We start from the raw sequence: 17,811 nt of genomic DNA, 5'->3' as shown, positions 1-17,811 counted from the left end.
GCTGCCCGGAGGGCGGCTCAGCCAGTGGTCTCGCCGTCGACGTAGACCCAGCGCCCGCGCCGGCGCTCGAAGCGGCTCCGCTCGTGCCGCGCGCCGGGCGTCCCGCCCCGGTCGAAGGCGGCCTCGAACTCCACCCAGTCCGCACCCGAGCCGAGCACGGTCAGGCCGGTCCAGGTCAGCTGCGGGTCAGGCTCGATGACGTCGGGCCGGGTGCGCGGGTGCCAGGTGCGGAAGACGTGGTCGAGCGCGCCGACGGCGTACGCCGCGTAGCGCGAGCGCATCAGCTCCTCGGCCGTCTCGGCCTCGGCGGCGCCGCGGTGCAGCCGGCCGCAGCACGCGTCGTACCGCTCGCCGGAGCCGCACGGGCACTCGCTGGTCAGCACGCCCCGACGTTAGCCGGGGCCGCGAGTGGACACCGGTGACCGATGAGCGAGAACGACGCCCAGGCCGAGGCCGAGGCGATGCTGACCCAGCTCGCGGCCACCATCGCCCTGCTGCCGCAGGAGCTGCCCGAGGGCGAGGAGCCGGCGCCCGAGGGCACGATCGCGCTCCCGGTGGTGGAGCAGGACGGCACGTCGTACGTCCCGGTCTTCACCAGCCGCGAGTCGCTGGCCGCGGCCGGCGCCGACCCGGACCACGCCGTCGAGGTGGCGCTCGTCCAGCTGGCGGCGGGCTGGCCGTCCGACGAGCTGTGGCTCGCGGTGGACCCGGCGAGCGAGAACGCGCTGACCCTGCCGCCCGACGTGGTGCGCGCTCTGCCCGGCTTCGTGGGCGCCGGTCCGAACGGCACGCTCTAGCCCAAGCGGAGCCCCCGTCCGCTTGTTGGGGCCGTGAGTAGCGTGGAGTCGTGACCTCTGCTCCCTCGATCTCCACCCTCGGCGCGCTCCGCGAGTCCGGCAACGTCCACAAGCCGCTGCGCACCGAGCTGCGCGACAACCTGCTCGGCGCCCTGCGCGAGGGCCGCGACCCGTGGCCCGGGCTGCACGGCTTCGAGGACACCGTGATCCCGCAGCTCGAGCGCGCGGTCATCGCCGGCCACGACGTGGTCCTGCTGGGCGAGCGCGGCCAGGGCAAGACCCGGCTCCTGCGCACGCTGGTCGGTCTGCTCGACGAGTGGACGCCGGTCATCGCCGGCTCCGAGCTCGGCGAGCACCCCTACGACCCGATCACCCACGAGTCCCGGCGCCGCGTGGCCGAGCTCGGCGACGACCTGCCGGTCGACTGGCGCCACCGCGACGAGCGGTACTCCGAGAAGCTCGCCACCCCCGACACGAGCGTCGCCGACCTGATCGGCGACGTGGACCCGATGAAGGTCGTCGAGGGCCGCTCGCTGGGCGACCCCGAGACCATCCACTTCGGGCTCATCCCGCGCTCGCACCGCGGCATCGTGGCCATCAACGAGCTGCCCGACCTGGCCGAGCGGATCCAGGTCGCGATGCTCAACGTGATGGAGGAGCGCGACATCCAGATCCGCGGCTACGTGCTGCGGCTGCCGCTCGACGTGCTCGTCGTGGCCAGCGCCAACCCGGAGGACTACACCAACCGCGGCCGGATCATCACCCCGCTCAAGGACCGCTTCGGCGCCGAGATCCGCACGCACTACCCGACCGCGCTCGAGGACGAGGTCGCGGTCATCCGCCAGGAGGCCGACCTCGTCGCCGAGGTCCCGGACCACCTCGTGGAGATCCTGGCCCGCTTCACCCGCAACCTGCGCGAGTCGTCCTCGGTCGACCAGCGCTCCGGCGTCTCGGCCCGCTTCGCGATCGCCGGCGCCGAGACCATCGCCGCCGCCGCGATCCACCGCGCCGTCTCCCAGGGCGAGGAGGAGGCGGTGGCCCGCGTCGTCGACCTCGAGACCGCGGTCGACGTGCTCGGCGGCAAGATCGAGTTCGAGAGCGGCGAGGAGGGGCGCGAGCTCGAGGTGCTCACCCACCTGCTCCGCACCGCCACCGCCGAGACCGTGCGCCACACCTTCCGCGGCCTGGACTTCGCGCTCCTGGTCGAGGCGCTCGAGAACGGCCGGATGGTCACCACCGGCGAGCAGGTCACCGCCCGCGACTTCCTGGCCGGGCTGCCGGTGCTGGGCGAGTCCGAGCTGTACGACGAGATCTGCGAGCGCCTCGGCGCCACCAACGACGGCGAGCGGGCCGGCGCGATCGAGCTGGCCCTGGAGGGGCTCTACCTCGCGCGCAAGATCAGCAAGGAGTCCGGCGGGGGCGAGACGGTGTATGGCTGAGGCCACCCTGCGCCACGCCACCCCGGACGACGCGCCCGCCCTGCGGGTGCTGGGCGAGGCCGTCGTCCCTGCGACGTACGCCCCGATCGACCCGGCGTACGCCGAGTTCACGCTGGCCGAGTGGTGGGACGTGGACCGGATGCGCGAGTCGGCCGAGCGGCTCTGGCACGGCGTGGCCGACGACGGCGAGCGCCTCCTCGGCGTGGCCAACCTCGGGCGCAGCGACGAGCGCTGGGTGATGTGGAAGCTCTACGTCCACCCTGACGCGCAGGGCTCCGGCCTCGGGCGGCGGCTGCTCGAGGCGACGCTCGAGCAGGTGCCGGACGGCGAGCCGCTGTGGCTGGAGTACGTCGACGGCAACACCCGGGCGGCCGGCTTCTACGCCGCCCACGGCTTCGTGGAGTCCCACCGCGAGGCCTCCGAACGCTTCCCGGACCTGGTCTGGATGAGGAAGGACCGCTGATGGCCAACCTCCACACCTCCCAGCGCAACAGCAGCTACGGCCGCTACGACGGCGGCGATCCGCTGGCGCCGCCCGTCGACCTGAGCGAGGCGCTCGACGCCATCGGCCAGGACGTGATGGCCGGCTACTCGCCCGAGCGCGCGATGCGCGAGTTCCTGCGCCGCGGCGGTCGCGACCAGCAGGGCCTCGACGACCTGGCCCGCCGGGTGGCCGAGCGGCGCCGCGAGCTGCTCCAGCGCCACGACCTGGACGGCACGCTCAACGAGATCCGCGAGCTGCTCGACCAGGCCGTGCTCGAGGAGCGCAAGCAGCTGGCCCGCGACGCGATGATGGACGACGGCGACCGCGCGCTGCGCGAGATGCAGCTGAACAACCTGTCCCCGAACACCGCCGCCGCGGTGAGCGAGCTCTCGTCGTACGACTGGGAGAGCCGCGAGGCCCGCGAGTCCTACGAGAAGATCAAGGACCTGCTCGGGCGCGAGCTGCTCGACCAGCGCTTCGCCGGCATGAAGCAGGCGCTCGAGAACGCCACCGATGAGGACCGCCAGGCCATCAACGAGATGCTCGGCGACCTCAACGGGCTGCTGGAGAAGCGCGCGCTCGGCGAGGACTCGCAGGAGGACTTCGACGAGTTCATGGCCCAGCACGGCGAGTTCTTCCCCGAGAACCCGCAGAACCTCGACGAGCTCCTCGACGCCATGGCCGCCCGCGCCGCCGCCGCCCAGCGGATGCTCAACTCGATGAGTCCGGAGCAGCGCGACGAGCTCATGCAGCTCTCGGCCCAGGCCTTCGGCTCGCCCGCGCTCATGGACGCGCTGTCCCGGCTCGACTCCAACCTCCAGCAGCTGCGCCCCGGCGAGGACTGGGGCGGCTCGGAGCGGATGGACGGCGAGGAGGGGCTCGGCCTCGGCGACGGCACCGGCGTCTTCCAGGACCTCGCCGACCTCGACGAGCTCTCCGACCAGCTGTCGCAGTCCTACGGCGGCGCCCGCATGGACGACCTCGACCTCGACAAGCTGGCCCGCCAGCTCGGCGACGAGGCCCGCGTCGACGCCAAGACCCTCCAGGAGCTCGAGCGCGCCCTGAGCGAGAGCGGCACCCTGCGCCGCGGCTCCGACGGCAACCTGCAGCTCACTCCCAAGGCCATGCGCCAGCTCGGCAAGGCGCTGCTGCGCGACGTGGCCGACAAGATGTCGGGCCGCCAGGGCCAGCGCGAGCTGCGCCGCGCCGGCGCCGCCGGCGACCTCTCCGGCGCCACCCGCCAGTGGGAGTTCGGCGACACCGAGCCCTGGTCGGTCCCGCGCACCGTGCTCAACTCCGTCGTGCGCCGCTCGACCGACCCCACCGGCCCGCTGGTGGCCATCGACGACATCGAGGTCCAGGAGACCGAGGCCCGCACCCAGGCCTGCGTCGCCCTGCTGGTCGACACGTCGTTCTCGATGGCCATGGACGGCCGCTGGGTGCCGATGAAGCGCACCGCCCTCGCCCTGCACACGCTCATCCGCAGCCGCTTCCGCGGCGACGCGCTGCAGCTGATCGGCTTCGGCCGGCACGCCGAGGTCATGGACATCGAGCAGCTCACCGCCCTCGACGCCATGTGGGACAAGGGCACCAACCTGCACCACGCCCTGCTGCTGGCCAACCGGCACTTCCGCAAGCACCCCAACGCCCAACCGGTCCTGCTCATCGTCACCGACGGCGAGCCGACCTCGCACCTCGAGCCCGACGGCGAGGTCTACTTCAGCTACCCGCCCCACCCGATGACCGTCGCGTACGCCGTCCGTGAGCTCGACAACTCCCGCCGCCTCGGCGCCCAGACCACCTTCTTCCGCCTCGGCGACGACCCCGGCCTCGCCCGCTTCATCGACTCGATGGCCCAGCGCGTCGAGGGCCGCGTCGTCGCGCCCGAGCTGGACGACCTGGGCGCCGCCGTCGTCGGCTCCTACCTCGGCTCGCGGGCCGGCGACGCCATGCCGTACCGCGGGGGCGGCTACGGCGACTGGTTCGGCGGCCGGGGTTTCTGGGTCGGGGACTAGACCCTCTGCGCGGACTCCGTCCGCTGTGCTGAACGGCGCGGACTCCGTCCGCGCGTGGTCGCCACGCTCTCGACGGACCGACTCGGGCACCGCCGCCGCGCGCTCCGCGCGCAGCACGCACTCCACGCGCGGCGACGGCACCCGAGCCGTTCCGGCGCGGCGACCCTGCACCTGGCGCAGGGCGCGTGGCCGCCGAGCCGGTGGGGCTGGGCGACCCTGCCCCTACCGCAGAGCGCGTGCCGGCCGTGGTGTGTTGCAGGGCGTGGACTCCGTCCGCGCGTGCACGTCGCGCTCTCGACGAACCGTGTCGGGCACCCTCGCCGCGCGCTGCGTGCGCAGCACGCACCCACGTGCGGCGGGAGCACCCGACACGGTTCGTCGACGGTGCGGCGATGATGCGTCCGTGGACGCATCGGTCATCGCCATCAACGTCGTCGGCTGGCTGGGGATGGGGCTGCTCATCAGCGCCTACGCGCTGGTGACCACGGGCCGGCTGACCGGGCCGAGCCTGGCCTTCCAGCTGATGAACCTGTTCGGTGGTGCGTTCCTCATGGTCAACTCGGCCTACTACAGCGCGTGGCCGTCGGCGGCGCTCAACGCCGTGTGGGTCGTGATCGGCGTCGTGGGCCTGGCCCGCGCGCGGCTGCGCGCGCCCGGGTCCGTGGCCTAGGCCGCGCGCAGCACGCGCTCCACGAACGCGTCCAGGTTGCGGCGCAGCCGCGCCACGCGGGCTTCGACGGGCAGCGTCTCGTGGACGGCGCTGGCGGCGGGGACCGGCACGAGGCCCCGCGCGTACGCCGAGCAGTCCAGGCCGCTGCAGACGTCGAGGCCGACGGTGTTGCCGTCGCGACCGGGCCGGCCGGCGCGGCGGGCGACCATGAGCGAGACGCCGGTGCCGCCGTGCACGGTGGTGCAGAGCGAGCACATGCGGGCGCGGTGGGCGCTGCCGTGGTTGCGGCGCAGCGCGAGCCCGACCAGGCCGTGGCGGTCGGTCTCGGTGACGAGGTAGCCGGCCTGCGGCGCCTTGGGGTCGACCCAGCCGAGGTAGTCCAGGTCGTCCCAGGGCTGCTCGGTCAGGTCGGGCAGGGGCGCGCGCTTCACCTCGCCCTTCGAGGCGTTGACGAAGCAGCCGCGCAGGTCGCGGTCGGTGAGCGGTTCCACAGGTCCATAGTCGCTCGCCTAAAGGTCTTAGGCAAACTGGTTCTGCAGGACCAGGTCGAGGGCGTCGATGGCCCGCGTCCAGGACGCGTGGGCCGACGGCCGGCTGTGCGCGAACGAGCCGCGGGCCTCGAGGTCGACGAAGCCGCGGACGGTGCTTCCGACGAGGCGTACGGCGTGCACCTCGTCGGTCCGCCCGAGCCGGTAGCCGCGCAGCGCCGCCCGCGACAGCGCGGCGTGCCGGCCCCCGGCGCGCAGGGACTCTTCGGAGTCGTCGAGGGGGTGCGTCGCGGCGGCGTACCGCCCCGGATGCTCGCGCGCGTAGGAGCGGTAGGCGTCGCCGAGGGCCTGCAGGGCCTCGCGGCCCGAGCGCCCGGCCAGCCCCTCCTCGGCGCGGTCGGCGATCTCGTCGAGGGCCAGCACGGCGATGCGGTTGCGCAGCTCGGCGGAGCCCGGCACGTGGGCGTACAGGCTTGCGACCTGGACCTCGAAGCGCCGGGCCAGCGCGGACAGCGTCACCGCCTCGAAGCCCACCTCGTCGGCCATCGCCGCGCCGGCCTGCGTGAGGCGCGAGGGGGTGAGCCCCACGCGGGGCACGTCAGCGCTCCCGCAGGAAGGCGGCCAGCTCCTCGACGCCGTCGACGAGCCGCGGCCCGGGCCGGGCCCACCGGGCGTCGGCGTTCACCGGCAGCACCCGCACGCCGGCGGGGAGCCGGTCGGCGATGGCCTCGGCCTGAGCGCGCGCGCCCGCCTCGTCGTACCCGCACGGCGCCACCACCACGACGTCCGGCCGGGCCGCGTGCAGGTCGTCCCACAGGATGCGGGTGGACTTCTGGCCCGCGGTGCCCAGCACGTTCTCGCCGCCGGCCAGCTCGACCATCTCGGGGATCCAGTGCCCGGGGGCGTACGGCGGGTCGGTCCACTCCAGCACCGCGACCCGCGGCCGACCCCGGCCCATGGTCGAGCGCCAGACCGCGGCCATCCGCTGCCGCAGGTCGTGCACCAGCGCCGCCGCGGTCTCGGACCGCCCGGTCACCCGGCCGAGCAGCAGCACCGAGTCGAGGACCTCCTCCAGCGTGTGCGGGTCGACGGTGACGACCTCGGCCCGGCAGCCCAGGTGGCGCAGCGCCTCGTCCACCGTCGTGACGTCGACCGCGCACACCGCGCAGAGGTCTTGGGTCACCACGTGCGTCGGGTCCAGGTCGCGCAGCGCGTCCGCCTGCAGGTGGTAGAGGTCCGCACCGCTCGCCAGCGCCGCGGCCACGTGCGCGTCGATCTCGGCCGGGGTCAGTCCCTCCGGCAGCGCCGAGGTCGACACGACGGTGCGCGTGCGCGCCTCGGCCGGGGTGTCGCACTCGAAGGTCACCCCGACGACGTCGTCGCCCGCGCCCAGCGCGAACAGGATCTCGGTCGTCGAGGGGAGCAGCGACACGATGCGCACGGCCCCAACCTAGGCCGTGTGCATCGCGACAGCGCGGCGCCACCGCCGCCCACGCGGCGCGTTGACGGCCCCGCGCGCCCTCGACGGGCCCAGCGGCCCGCCTCCGGTCCCGCGGGGCCGTCACCACACCACCTGGACGACGCTGGCATCCACGCTGACGCGATGCACGCGGCCTAGGCTGTCGCCAGTGGACGACCCGACAGCGACCGTACTGGTCCTGTTGGGACTGGCCGCGCTGGCGGCCGGGTTCGTCGACGCGGTGGTCGGCGGCGGCGGGCTGATCCAGCTGCCCGCGCTGCTCCTCGGCCTCCCGCACGCCTCGCCGCTGCACATCCTGGCGACCAACAAGCTGGCCTCGATCTGCGGCACGACGGTGAGCTCGGCGACGTACTACCGCCGCATCCGCCCCGACCCGCGCACGTTCCTGCCGATGATGGTCCTGGCCTTCGCCGGCTCGTTCTGCGGCGCGCTCGTGGCCAGCCAGATCCCGCGCGCAGCCTTCGAGCCCATCGTGCTGGTGGTGCTGGTCGTGGTCGGCGCCTACGTCCTGCTCCGGCCGCAGCTGGGCGAGGCCACGGCGCTGCGGTACGCCGGGCACCGCCACCTCGCGGCGGCCCTGGCCGTCGGGTTCGTGATCGGCTTCTACGACGGCGCCCTCGGCCCCGGCACCGGCAGCTTCCTGGTCTTCGCGCTCGTCGGCCTGCTCGGCTACTCCTTCCTCGAGGCCTCCGCCAAGGCCCGGCTGGCCAACTGGGCCACCAACCTCGGCGCCCTCGCGCTCTTCGTCCCTCAGGGCGGCGTGCTCTGGCAGGTCGGCCTGGTGATGGGCGCCTGCAACCTCGCCGGCTCCTACGTCGGCGCGCGGGTCGCGGTCGCTCGCGGCGCCGGCTTCGTCCGGCTCTTCTTCATCGTCGTGGTCAGCGGCTTCGTCGTGCGGATCGGGGGCGGCGTGCTCGGCGTCTGGTGACCGGTCGCCCTAGGCTCGACCCGTGAGCATCCCCGTCGACGTCGCCGACCTGGCGCGGGCGCTGGAGGACTTCGGCGCCGGCTACCTGCTGACCACTCGCGACGGCGCGGTCAAGGTGGTCTCGGTCGCGCCCACCCTGAGCGACGGCACCCTGACCGCGCGCGGGCCCGGCCGCGGCACGCTGGCCAACCTCGCGGCCAATGCGCAGGTGACACTGGTCTTCCCGCCGCGCGAGGACAGCGGGATGACGCTGCTCGTCGACGGCACGGGGGCCGTCGAGGGCGAGGACGTGCAGGTCACCCCGACCAGCGCGGTGCTGCACCGGCCGGCCGACCACGCATGACGCCGCGCTGGCTGACCGCGTTTCTGGACCTGCCGCCCGACCGGTACGACGCGGCCGCGGCGTTCTGGGCCGAGGTGACCGGCTACGAGCGTTCGGCGGCTCGCGGTCCCGAGGGCCAGTTCGCCTCCCTGTTGCCTCCGGACGGCGACGTCCACCTGAAGCTGCAGCGGCTCGGCGCGACGACGCCGCGCGTCCACCTCGACGTGCTCGTCGACGAGCCGGAGCAGGCCGAGCGGGAGGCGCTGGCCCTCGGGGCGCGCGTCGGCAGCCGGCCCTTCGACGGCGTCACCGTGCTGCGCTCGCCGGGCGGCTTCACCTTCTGCCTGGCCCGGGGGAGCACGGGGACGCGGCCGGCGCCACGCACCTGGCCCGACGGCCACACGTCGTACGTCGACCAGCTGTGCCTGGACGTCCCGCCGAGCCGCTACGACGCCGAGCTGGACTTCTGGTCCGCCCTCACGGGCTGGCGGCGCAAGGAGCGCGAGGAGGAGTTCGGACGGGTGACCCCCGGCGACGACCAGCCGCTCCAGCTGCTGGTCCAGCGGCTCGACGACGAGCAGGACCACGTCACCGCACACCTGGACTGGGCGACGAGCGACCCGGAGGCCGAGGTGACCGCGCACGAGGCGGCCGGGGCCACCGTGCTGGGCCGGTTCGACGCCTGGACCGTGCTCCGCGACCCCGCGGGCACGACGTACTGCGTCACCCAGAGGAAGCCGGAGGAACGATCCGCATGACCACGCACCGGGAGGTGGCCGAGGCCTTCTCCAACCACCACTTCGAGCAGACCTACGCCCACTTCGCCGACGACATCCGGTGGGTGAGCGCCAGCGGCGGCGCCCCGGAGGTGGGGCCGGCCGCGGTCCGGGCGGCGTGCGAGCAGGGCGCCGCGATGATGGCCCAAGCAACGATGGAGCGGCTGCGCTTCGTGGTCGCCGACGGCGGCGACGTCGTCGCGGTCGACACCCTCAGCCGCTACACCAACGGCGCCGGCGAGACGACGACGGTGGCCAGCTGCGACGTCTACGAGTTCCGCGGCGACCTGATCGCCACCATCACGTCGTACGCCGTCGAGGTGGACCCGGCGTGATCCGCCCGATGACCGAGGAGGACTGGGCGCAGGTCTGGCCGTTCTGGGACGAGATCGTGCAGGCGGGCGAGACCTACGCCTACCCGCTCGACCTCACCTCTGAGCAGGCCCGTGCGCTCTGGACGGTGCCGCCGCCCGGACAGACCGTGGTGCTCGAGGAGGACGGCACGATCCTGGGCAGCGCCACCATGGGCCCCAACCGCCCGGGTCGCGGGAGCCACGTCGGCACCGCGTCGTTCATGGTCTCGGGGGCGGCGCGCGGGAAGGGCGTCGGCCGGCGGCTGGGGGAGCACGTCGTGCAGTGGCACCGTGACGCCGGATTCCGCGCGATCCAGTTCAACGCCGTGGTGGAGACCAACGAAGCCGCCGTGCACCTGTGGCAGGCGCTCGGCTTCCGGATCATCGGCACCGTGCCGGAGGCCTTCGACTCCCGCGCGCACGGCCTGGTCGGCCTGCACGTGATGCTCCTGCCGCTGGTCGAGGGCTAGGCGCTCGCGAACCCCGGCAGGTAGTCGGTCAGGATCTGCCGGAACGGCGCCTCGGCCTCGAGCTGGCTGAGCACGCCGATGCCACCGAGCCAGGTCCGGTGGATGAGGAGGTACGACGGCGGCAGGTTGAGCTTGAGCGCCACGGTGTAGGTCGGCTGACGCGGGTCGTTGATGCGCTGGAACGTCGTGCGCATCCACTCGCGGCTGAACTTGAACCGCTCGACCTGGGCCGGCTCCACGAACGGGCTGAGGTAGTCCAGCAGCAGCTCGGGCTCGACGCGGGTGCGGTCCTTGAGGAAGCCCTCGGCCCGCAGACCGGCCTCGAGCCCGCCCGGGTCGTTGTCGGCGGCGATGCGGATCAGGCGGCCCATGGCCGCGGGCAGGCCGTGGCCCTCGAGGCGGGCGACGGCACCGAAGTCGAGCACGCCCAGCCGGCCGGGGTTGCCGTCCTCGTCGGGGATGGTGCGGTAGTTGCCGGGGTGCGGATCGGCGTGCAGCATGCCGGTGCGGCTGGGGCCGGCGAAGACGAACTCGGCGAAGAGCTCGCCGTAGTGGTCGCGCTCCTCCTGGCTGCCCTCGCGGATGACCGTGGCCAGGCTGCCGCTGCTCTCCATCCACGACGAGACCAGGACCTCGCCGCCGACGGCGACGACGTCGGGCACGGCGATGTGCGGGTCGCCGCGGAACGCCTCGGCGAACGTGCGCTGCGCCTCGGCCTCGAGCTCGTAGTCGAGCTCCTCGACCGCCCGCGCCTGCATCTCCTCGACCAGCGGCTTGACGTCGATGCCGGGCATCACCGGCGCGATGGTCCGCCCGAGCCGGGCCAGCTGGCGCAGGTCGGAGTGCAGGGCCTCGCCGGCGCCGGGGTACTGCACCTTGACCGCGACGTCGCGGCCGTCGTGCCATCGGCCCCGGTGGACCTGGCCGATGCTGGCCGCCGCGGTGGGGCCGCCGTCGAGCCAGACCAGCTGCTCGCGCCAGTCCGGCCCCAGGGCCTTCTCGATCTGCTCGCGCACGGTCTGGGTCGGCATCGGGGGCGCGGCGTCCTGCAGCTTGGTCAGCTGCTCGCGGTAGGGCCCGGCCACCTCCTCGGGCAGCGCGGCCTCGAGCACGCTGAGGGCCTGGCCGAACTTCATCGCGCCGCCCTTGAGCTCGCCCAGGGTGCGGAACAGCTGCTCGGCGGTGCGCTGCTGGATCTCGGTCATCACCGTCTCGGCCGGTGCGCCGCCGAGGCGTTTGCCGAGCCCGAGGGCCGTGCGCCCGGCGTACCCCAGCGGGAGGGCGGCCAGCCGCGCGGTGCGCCGAGCAGCCCGGCGCGGGAGGTCGCGGTCAGCCACGTCCCCCATTGTCCCCCGGCGGGTGAAACGGGCTCTCGGGAGCCGTGCCCCGGGGGCATCGGGCCGGCGCGCGCGCTCCGGACCGGACTTGTCAGGCCCTCAGGAGCCGGGCAGGATCGCTGGTCTGGGCCAGTGCTGAGCCGGCCCGGGACGACGGACACGGCGCAGTGGGGCGCCGTACGGGGAATCGTCGGGGCACGCCGGACCGGGGGGTCCGGGACTCTCGGGCGTGGACCGCGACCAAGGGGGAAGTGCCATGAGTACGACGCACGACGCGCGCCCGCCGGAGGGCTCGGCCGGGTCCACCGACGCGGCGCAGAACGCACCCGACAGCGCCTCGCGGCTGCTGGAGCTCGCCACCCGCAGCGCTGAGGCCCTGGTGGCCGACGCCCGCAGCGAGGGTGAGCAGCTCAAGGCCGTGGCCCGGGCCGAGGCCGACCAGCTCCTGGCCGAGGCCCGCAGCGCGGCCGAGCAGTTCGAGGCGCAGGCCCGCTCCGAGGCCGACCAGCTCCTGGCCCACGCCAAGGACGGCGCGCGCGACGAGGCCGACCGGCTGCTCGAGCAGCTGCGCCAGGAGGCCCGGGACCGCGCCGTGGACGAGGCCGAGGAGCTCCGGGCCGCCGCGCAGGAGCAGGCCGACCAGCTCACCCGCGCCGCCCGGACCGCGGCCGGCCAGCTGTGGGGCCGGACCCACGACGACACCGGCACCATGCGCGCCGAGACCGAGCAGCTCCTCGCCGACGCGCGCTCGCGCGCCGAGGATGCGCGGCGGCTGCTGACCGACGCCCGCACCGAGAGCGACCAGCTGCTCAGCACGGCGACCCGGGAGGCCGAGGGCGCCCGCTCGTCGGCCGCCACCCGCGCCGAGCAGCTGCTGGCCTCCGCGCGCGCCCGCTCCACCGACCTCGAGGCGGAGGCCGAGGAGGTGCTGGCCGAGGCGCTGGCCGAGGTCGAGCGGGCGCGCTCGCTGGCCCACCTCGAGTCCGAGGCGGTGCTCGACGCGGCCAGTGCGGAGGCCGAGGAGCTGCTCACCGAGGCCGGCACGTCCGCTGCCGAGCTGCGCAGCCGGGCCGAGGCCCTGCTCGCCGACGCCCGCGAGCAGGCCGACCAGGTCCAGTGGGTCACCCGCCTCGAGGCCGACACCCTGCTCGCCGCGACCTCCGCCGAGGCCGAGCAGCTGCTGGCCGAGGCGAGTGCGGGCTCCCAGGAGCTCCGGGCCGAGGCGTACGTCGTGCTCGAACGCTCCCGGGCCGAGTGCGAGCGCCTGGTCACCGACGCCCGCGCCGAGGCGGCCGGGCTGGTGGAGACCGCCGAGGCCGAGGCCGACCGCCTGGCCGACGACGCGCAGGCGCGCGCGGACCGGCTGGTGGCCGACGCCGAGGCCCGCGCCGCGGCGTTGCGGACGACGGCGCAGACCGAGCTCGAGACGGCCCGCACCGAGGGCGCCGCCCTGACCGCGACGGCCACCGCCGACGCCACCGCGGTGGTCGAGGCGGCGACGGCCGAGGGCGAGGAGCTGCGCGCCGCGGCCCGCAGCGAGGCCGACCGGCTGCGTGGCGAGGCGCAGGAGGAGGCCGGGCAGCTGCGGGGCCAGGCGCAGGACGAGGCCGAGCGGCTCCGCGCCGAGGCCGTGGCCCGTGCCGAGCGCGCCCGGCTCGAGGCCGAGGCCCGTCGTGCCGACGCTGCCGCCCACGCCGACCAGACGCGGGCCGCCGCGGTGTCCGAGGCCGAGCAGCTGCTCAGCCAGGCCCGCTCCAGCTCCCAGGAGCTGCGGGGCGAGGCCGAGCAGGCCCTGGCCGACGCACGCCTGGAGAGCGAGACGCTCAGCGCGACCGCGGAGACCGAGGCCCAGCAGGCCCTCGAGGCCGCCCACACCGAGGCGGCCCGGCTCACCGCCTCGGCGCGGGCCGACGCCGACGCGCTGCTGCTCGGTGCGCAGAGCCAGGCCGAGGAGCTGACCGCGTCCGCGCGCTCGGAGGCCCAGCGGGTGGTGGCCACCGCCCACACCCAAGGCGACCAGGTGCTGGTGACCGCCCGCACCGAGGCCGAGCAGCTGCTGTCCGGCACCCGCGCCCGGGCCGAGGCGCGCGCGGAGGCCGAGGCCGAGCTCGCGGCCGCCCGGACCGAGGGCGAGCGACTCCGCGCCGAGGCCCGGGCCGAGGCCGACGCCCTGCTCGAGGCCGCCCGCTCCACCCTGGCCGAGGCCACCGCCGACGCCGAGGAGCTGCGCACCACCGCCGAGGCCGAGGCCCAGCGCCTCCAGCTGCGGGCGCGCCGCGAGGCCAAGCGGGCGCGGCTCGCCCTGCGCGAGTCGCGGGCCCGCATCGACGAGGACGTGGCCCGACTCAAGCAGGCCCGCGAGGAGCGGCACTCCCGGGTCCGCGAGCAGATGGACCGGCTGCTGGCCCAGGTGGAGTCGGCCGACCTGGACTGATTCCTTGACAGGAATATTCGCCATGAGGAATGCTCTCCGGCATGGAGGCACTCCTCGCCGCGCTGGCTGACCCGGCCCGCTGGCGCCTGGTCGGGCTGCTGGCCGAGCGGCCGCGACCTGTGGGCGTCCTGGCCCAGCTGGCCGGGGCCCGGCAGCCGCAGACGACCAAGCACCTGCAGACCCTCGAGCGCGCCGGTCTCGTGGTGGGGGAGCGGCTCGGCACCCGGCGGGTCTACTCCCTGCGTCCCGATCCGCTCCACGAGCTCGCCGCAGCCCTGACCGCGCTGGCCGACGCCGCCGGCGCCGACCCCTCCTTCACGGCGTACGCCGACGGCGTGGCCGACGAGCGACGCGCCGCCTCGGAGCCGGGGTGGGCCGACGGCCGGACCTTCACGTTCCACCGCTCGCTGGCCGCCGCGCCGGACGTGGTGTGGGCCCACCTCACCGAGCCGGACCTGCTGGCCCGGTGGTGGGCGCCGGCCAGCCTGCGGATCTCCGACCTGGTCTTCGAGGCCGAGCCCGGCGGCCGGATCGTGCTGGAGTACCGCGACCGTGAGGACGTCGACGACTCCGACGTCGTGGTCGGGCGCGCGGAGGGCGTGGTGACCGAGGTCCGGTCCTCGGAACGGCTCGCCTACACCTCCTCGCCCGCGGGTCCCGACGGAGCGGCCGTCTTCACCGCCGACGTGACCTACGACCTGACCCGGACCGCCTCCGGCGCCGACCTCGACGTGACCTACCGGATCACCGACAGCACGGTCGACGCCGCCGACCCCGTCGCCGGCATCGAGCCCGGCTTCGCCCAGTCCCTCGACACCCTCGCCCACCTTCTCGACAGGAGCACCCCGTGACCCGACGCATCGTCACCAACATCGCCCTCTCCCTCGACGGCCGCTACGCCAAGGACGACCCGATGGACATGAGCTGGGTGATGCCGTACGCCGTCTCCGACGCCGCGCGCGACCACCTCACCTCGCTGTGGGAGAGCGCGACCACCGCCGTGCTGGGCCGCAAGAACGCCGAGGGGTTCCTCGGCTGGTGGCCGCAGGTCATCGACATGGACGGCGCCGACCCCCGCGACGTCGGCTTCGCGCGCTGGCTGGTCGACGTGGACAAGGTGGTGCTGTCCACGACGCTCACCCACGCACCGTGGCGGCACACGACCCTCGAGGACCGCGCGACCGCCGACGTGCTGCGCGACCTCGCGGCTGGCGAGTCCGACGACCCCGGCGACACCGGCGACACAGACGGCGACGTCTTCGTCGTCTCCTCGGCCAGCGTCATCCGGGCCGCGCTCGAGGCCGACCTGGTCGACCAGCTGTGCATCACCCAGTTCCCCGTGGTCCTGGGCTCCGGCCCCCGGCTCTTCGAGGGCGGCCCGGACAGCCGCTGGCAGCTCGCCCGTCAGGTCGCGGGAGGCGACGGCGAGCTGCTGCTCAAGTACGACCGGGTGCGCTAGCCCCGGGCGGCCTCGCGCAGCGACCCGGACTTGAACCTGCGGACCTCCTGCGGCCACCCGCAGCCCTCGGCCACCCGGCCCGCCCAGTAGCGCGCGGTCTCGTCGTCGGGCACGTCGACGATGGTCAGCCCGCCGAGCCACTCCTTGGTCTCGGCGAACGGCCCGTCGGTGACGAGCGTCGTGCCGCTGGTCGCGTCGGCGCTGGCCGCCTCCTCGAGCTCCTCGACCAGCCCGCCGGCGTACACCAGCACGCCCTGCTCCTGCATCTCCCGGACCACGGCCGTCGACGGCTCGACGCGACCCTGGTACCACGCCTCGTCGTGGTCGCCGACCCACTGCTGGTTGAAGAAGATGAGGTACTCCGCCATCGCTGCTCCTGTCTCCGGGCAGGCCGAACGCCCGCCGCTGTCAACGCTACGAACAGCGGCGGGCCGCTACGACAGGTCGGGCGAGAATCAGCCGGGGAACTTCACGCCGGTGTTGGCGTGGCAGCGGTAGCCGAACGGGTTCTTGGCGAGGTACTGCTGGTGCGGGTCCTCGGCGTAGAAGTACGGCGTCTCGCTGGCGGGGCGGATCTCGGTGGTGATCTCACCGAGCCGGCGGGTGGCCAGCTCCTGACCGTAGACCGCGGTCAGCTCGCGCGCGACCTGCTCCTGCTCGGGGCTGGTGAAGTAGATCGCCGAGCGGTACTGCGTGCCGACGTCGTTGCCCTGCCGGAAGCCCTGCGTGGGGTCGTGGACCTCGAAGAACTTCTTGACCAGGTCGGCGTACGACACGACCGAGGGGTCGAAGACGATCCGGACGGCCTCGGTGTGGTTGGTGCGGCCGCTGCAGACCTCCTCGTACGTCGGGTTCGGCGTGGTGCCGCCGGCGTACCCGACCGAGGTGGACCAGACGCCCGGCGTCTGCCAGTAGATCTCCTCGGCGCCCCAGAAGCAGCCCAGGCCGAAGATCGCGACCTCGTAGCCCTCGGGCACCTCGTCGGTGACGACGGGCGCGTCCAGGACCCGGTGGCGGGCCGCGACGGCCCAGGGGCGCTCGGTGCGGCCGGGCAGCGCCTGCTCGGGCTCGACGAGGGCGGACTTGGTGCGGGAGAAGATGGACACGGACTCTCCTTTGCTCGTGCGGGCCGTGCCGCTGGCGTGCGCGCCGGTCCCGCACAGTGTCCAACACGGGTGGTGGCCCGGACGTTCCCGCCGAGGTGGGCCCGGACGCGTGGGGTACCCCACGTCGTGCGCATCGCCATCACCGGAGCCACCGGCAACGTCGGCACCGCCCTGCTGCGGGCCCTGAGCGGCGCCGGCCACTCGCTCGTCGGGATCGCCCGCCGCCCGCCGGCCGCCTCCCACCCGCCGTACGCCGCCGCCGGCTGGCACGCCGTCGACCTCACCCGCGACGACCACGTCGACCGGCTGCGCGAGGCGGTGCGCGGCGCCGACGCCCTCGTGCACCTGGCGTGGGGGTTCCAGCCCTCGCACCGCCTAGACCACCTGCACGAGCTCGGCGTCGGCGGCACCCGCCGGGTCGCCGAGGCCGTGGTCGCGGAGGGCGTCCCGCACCTGGTGCACATGTCCTCGGTCGGCGCCTACTCCCCGCGCTCCGGTCCTCGACCCGTGACCGAGGACTACCCGGTCGACGGCGTCCCCACCTCGCCGTACTCCCAGCACAAGGCGGAGGCCGAGCGCTTCCTGGACGGCTTCGCCGCGGCCCACCCGTCGCTGACCCTCGCCCGGATGCGGCCGGGGATCATCGGGCAGTCGGCGGCCGGCAGCGCGCTGCTGCGCTACGCCGTGCCGGGGCTGGTCCCGGCCGCCGCGCTCCGCTTCGTGCCCGTGCTGCCACTCGACCGCCGCCTGGAGGTGCCGTTCGTGCACGCCGACGACGTCGCCGCCGCGGTGGTCGCCGTGCTCGCCCGAGGCGCGGAAGGCGCCTTCAACCTCGCCTCCGGCCGCCCGGTCACCGCCGAGCTCGTCGGCGCCGCCCTGCACGCCCGGACCGTGCACGTCCCCGCCCGCGTCCTGCGCGCCGGCGTCGCCGCGCTCTGGCACGCCCGCCTCGAGCAGCTCGACCCCGGCTGGATCGACCTGGCCTACGCCGTACCCCTCCTCGACAGCGCCCGCGCGGAGCTCGAGCTCGACTGGCGGCCCCGCCACACCGAGACCGAGGTCCTCGACGAGGTCATCACCGGCATGGCCACCTCGGCCAGCTCGCCGTCCCCGGTGCTCCGGCCCCGCCGGATCCTCGACAACCTGGCCCGCGCCCTCGGCGACGCCCCCGTCCACCGGCGGGCGCGGCCCTAGCGGATCCGGAGGTACGACGGCGGCACGACGTCCACCAGCCACACCCGGCTGGGAGCGAC

At 74.7% G+C, this 17,811-nt stretch carries 21 protein-coding genes; 14 read left to right on the top strand and 7 right to left on the bottom strand.

Annotated elements, in window-relative coordinates:
• Positions 1-17: 17 nt before the first annotated feature.
• Positions 18-383, bottom strand: a complete 366-nt coding sequence (locus G5V58_RS17670) for a YchJ family protein (RefSeq protein ID WP_165235634.1) — start codon at positions 381-383, stop codon at positions 18-20.
• A 42-nt stretch (positions 384-425) separates the two neighbouring features.
• Here G5V58_RS17670 and G5V58_RS17665 point away from each other — a divergent pair, with 42 nt between their 5' ends.
• The 5 genes from G5V58_RS17665 to G5V58_RS17645 all read left to right on the top strand — a co-directional run bounded on the left by G5V58_RS17665 (position 426) and on the right by G5V58_RS17645 (position 5,405).
• Entirely contained in the window at positions 426-797 is a 372-nt protein-coding gene (locus G5V58_RS17665; protein WP_165235631.1) for an SseB family protein, read from the top strand.
• 50 nt (positions 798-847) lie between these two features.
• The gene (locus tag G5V58_RS17660) at positions 848-2,236 is read left to right on the top strand and encodes an AAA family ATPase (RefSeq protein WP_165235628.1); all 1,389 of its coding nucleotides are present in this window, start codon (positions 848-850) and stop codon (positions 2,234-2,236) included.
• Complete coding sequence (locus G5V58_RS17655; RefSeq protein ID WP_165235625.1) at positions 2,229-2,699, top strand: GNAT family N-acetyltransferase; 471 nt, start codon at positions 2,229-2,231, stop codon at positions 2,697-2,699. Before G5V58_RS17660 ends, G5V58_RS17655 begins: the two co-directional genes overlap by 8 nt.
• The gene (locus tag G5V58_RS17650; protein ID WP_165235622.1) at positions 2,699-4,735 is read left to right on the top strand and encodes a vWA domain-containing protein; all 2,037 of its coding nucleotides are present in this window, start codon (positions 2,699-2,701) and stop codon (positions 4,733-4,735) included. Before G5V58_RS17655 ends, G5V58_RS17650 begins: the two co-directional genes overlap by 1 nt.
• Positions 4,736-5,138: 403 nt before the next feature.
• A complete protein-coding gene (locus G5V58_RS17645; protein ID WP_230486714.1) occupies positions 5,139-5,405 on the top strand; it encodes a CBU_0592 family membrane protein in 267 nt (88 codons plus the stop codon).
• Here G5V58_RS17645 and G5V58_RS17640 read toward each other — a convergent pair.
• The 3 genes from G5V58_RS17640 to G5V58_RS17630 are packed head-to-tail and all read right to left on the bottom strand — an operon-like array spanning position 5,402 to position 7,334.
• Positions 5,402-5,896 (bottom strand): FBP domain-containing protein, encoded by a 495-nt coding sequence (locus G5V58_RS17640; protein WP_165235619.1) that lies wholly within the window; start codon positions 5,894-5,896, stop codon positions 5,402-5,404. The genes G5V58_RS17645 and G5V58_RS17640 overlap by 4 nt on opposite strands.
• A 27-nt stretch (positions 5,897-5,923) precedes the next feature.
• Entirely contained in the window at positions 5,924-6,481 is a 558-nt protein-coding gene (locus G5V58_RS17635) for a TetR/AcrR family transcriptional regulator (protein ID WP_230486713.1), read from the bottom strand.
• A gap of 10 nt (positions 6,482-6,491) precedes the next feature.
• A complete protein-coding gene (locus G5V58_RS17630; RefSeq protein WP_165235613.1) occupies positions 6,492-7,334 on the bottom strand; it encodes a cobalamin-binding protein in 843 nt (280 codons plus the stop codon).
• Positions 7,335-7,521: 187 nt separating this feature from the next.
• On the opposite strand from G5V58_RS17630, the gene G5V58_RS17625 reads away from it, so the two are divergent.
• The 5 genes from G5V58_RS17625 to G5V58_RS17605 are packed head-to-tail and all read left to right on the top strand — an operon-like array spanning position 7,522 to position 10,222.
• A complete protein-coding gene (locus G5V58_RS17625; protein ID WP_165235610.1) occupies positions 7,522-8,301 on the top strand; it encodes a sulfite exporter TauE/SafE family protein in 780 nt (259 codons plus the stop codon).
• A 22-nt stretch (positions 8,302-8,323) separates the two neighbouring features.
• The gene (locus G5V58_RS17620; protein WP_165235607.1) at positions 8,324-8,644 is read left to right on the top strand and encodes a pyridoxamine 5'-phosphate oxidase; all 321 of its coding nucleotides are present in this window, start codon (positions 8,324-8,326) and stop codon (positions 8,642-8,644) included.
• The gene (locus tag G5V58_RS17615; RefSeq protein ID WP_165235604.1) at positions 8,641-9,381 is read left to right on the top strand and encodes a VOC family protein; all 741 of its coding nucleotides are present in this window, start codon (positions 8,641-8,643) and stop codon (positions 9,379-9,381) included. The genes G5V58_RS17620 and G5V58_RS17615 overlap by 4 nt, the downstream gene beginning before the upstream one ends.
• On the top strand, positions 9,378-9,734 hold the full coding sequence (locus tag G5V58_RS17610) for a nuclear transport factor 2 family protein (RefSeq protein WP_165235601.1): 357 nt from the start codon (positions 9,378-9,380) through the stop codon (positions 9,732-9,734). The genes G5V58_RS17615 and G5V58_RS17610 overlap by 4 nt, the downstream gene beginning before the upstream one ends.
• Positions 9,731-10,222, top strand: a complete 492-nt coding sequence (locus tag G5V58_RS17605; RefSeq protein WP_230486712.1) for a GNAT family N-acetyltransferase — start codon at positions 9,731-9,733, stop codon at positions 10,220-10,222. Before G5V58_RS17610 ends, G5V58_RS17605 begins: the two co-directional genes overlap by 4 nt.
• On the opposite strand, the gene G5V58_RS17600 is transcribed toward G5V58_RS17605, so the two are convergent.
• Positions 10,219-11,559 carry an ABC1 kinase family protein gene (locus G5V58_RS17600; protein ID WP_456237791.1) on the bottom strand — a complete coding sequence of 447 codons (1,341 nt, stop codon included), beginning with the start codon at positions 11,557-11,559 and terminating at the stop codon, positions 10,219-10,221. The genes G5V58_RS17605 and G5V58_RS17600 overlap by 4 nt on opposite strands.
• A gap of 256 nt (positions 11,560-11,815) precedes the next feature.
• Here G5V58_RS17600 and G5V58_RS17595 point away from each other — a divergent pair, with 256 nt between their 5' ends.
• From G5V58_RS17595 to G5V58_RS17585, 3 genes are read left to right on the top strand one after another with little or no spacing between them, the layout of a single operon-like run.
• A complete protein-coding gene (locus tag G5V58_RS17595; RefSeq protein ID WP_165235595.1) occupies positions 11,816-13,993 on the top strand; it encodes an SPFH domain-containing protein in 2,178 nt (725 codons plus the stop codon).
• Between the two features lie 41 nt (positions 13,994-14,034).
• Positions 14,035-14,844 (top strand): metalloregulator ArsR/SmtB family transcription factor, encoded by an 810-nt coding sequence (locus G5V58_RS17590; RefSeq protein ID WP_165235592.1) that lies wholly within the window; start codon positions 14,035-14,037, stop codon positions 14,842-14,844.
• A complete protein-coding gene (locus tag G5V58_RS17585) occupies positions 14,841-15,452 on the top strand; it encodes a dihydrofolate reductase family protein (protein ID WP_165235589.1) in 612 nt (203 codons plus the stop codon). Before G5V58_RS17590 ends, G5V58_RS17585 begins: the two co-directional genes overlap by 4 nt.
• Here G5V58_RS17585 and G5V58_RS17580 read toward each other — a convergent pair.
• Positions 15,449-15,820: a YciI family protein gene (locus G5V58_RS17580; RefSeq protein ID WP_165235587.1), complete on the bottom strand. Its 372-nt coding sequence runs from the start codon at positions 15,818-15,820 to the stop codon at positions 15,449-15,451. The genes G5V58_RS17585 and G5V58_RS17580 overlap by 4 nt on opposite strands.
• Before the next feature lie 87 nt (positions 15,821-15,907).
• Positions 15,908-16,552, bottom strand: a complete 645-nt coding sequence (gene msrA, locus G5V58_RS17575; RefSeq protein WP_165239255.1) for a peptide-methionine (S)-S-oxide reductase MsrA — start codon at positions 16,550-16,552, stop codon at positions 15,908-15,910.
• Between the two features lie 132 nt (positions 16,553-16,684).
• On the opposite strand from msrA, the gene G5V58_RS17570 reads away from it, so the two are divergent.
• Positions 16,685-17,752 (top strand): NAD-dependent epimerase/dehydratase family protein, encoded by a 1,068-nt coding sequence (locus G5V58_RS17570; RefSeq protein WP_165235585.1) that lies wholly within the window; start codon positions 16,685-16,687, stop codon positions 17,750-17,752.
• Positions 17,753-17,811 lie beyond the last annotated feature (59 nt).

Source organism: Nocardioides anomalus, assembly GCF_011046535.1.
Classification (GTDB): domain Bacteria; phylum Actinomycetota; class Actinomycetes; order Propionibacteriales; family Nocardioidaceae; genus Nocardioides; species Nocardioides anomalus.
The sequence above is the reverse complement of the archived record's forward strand: the minus strand, read 5'-3'. Positions and strand labels throughout refer to the sequence as shown.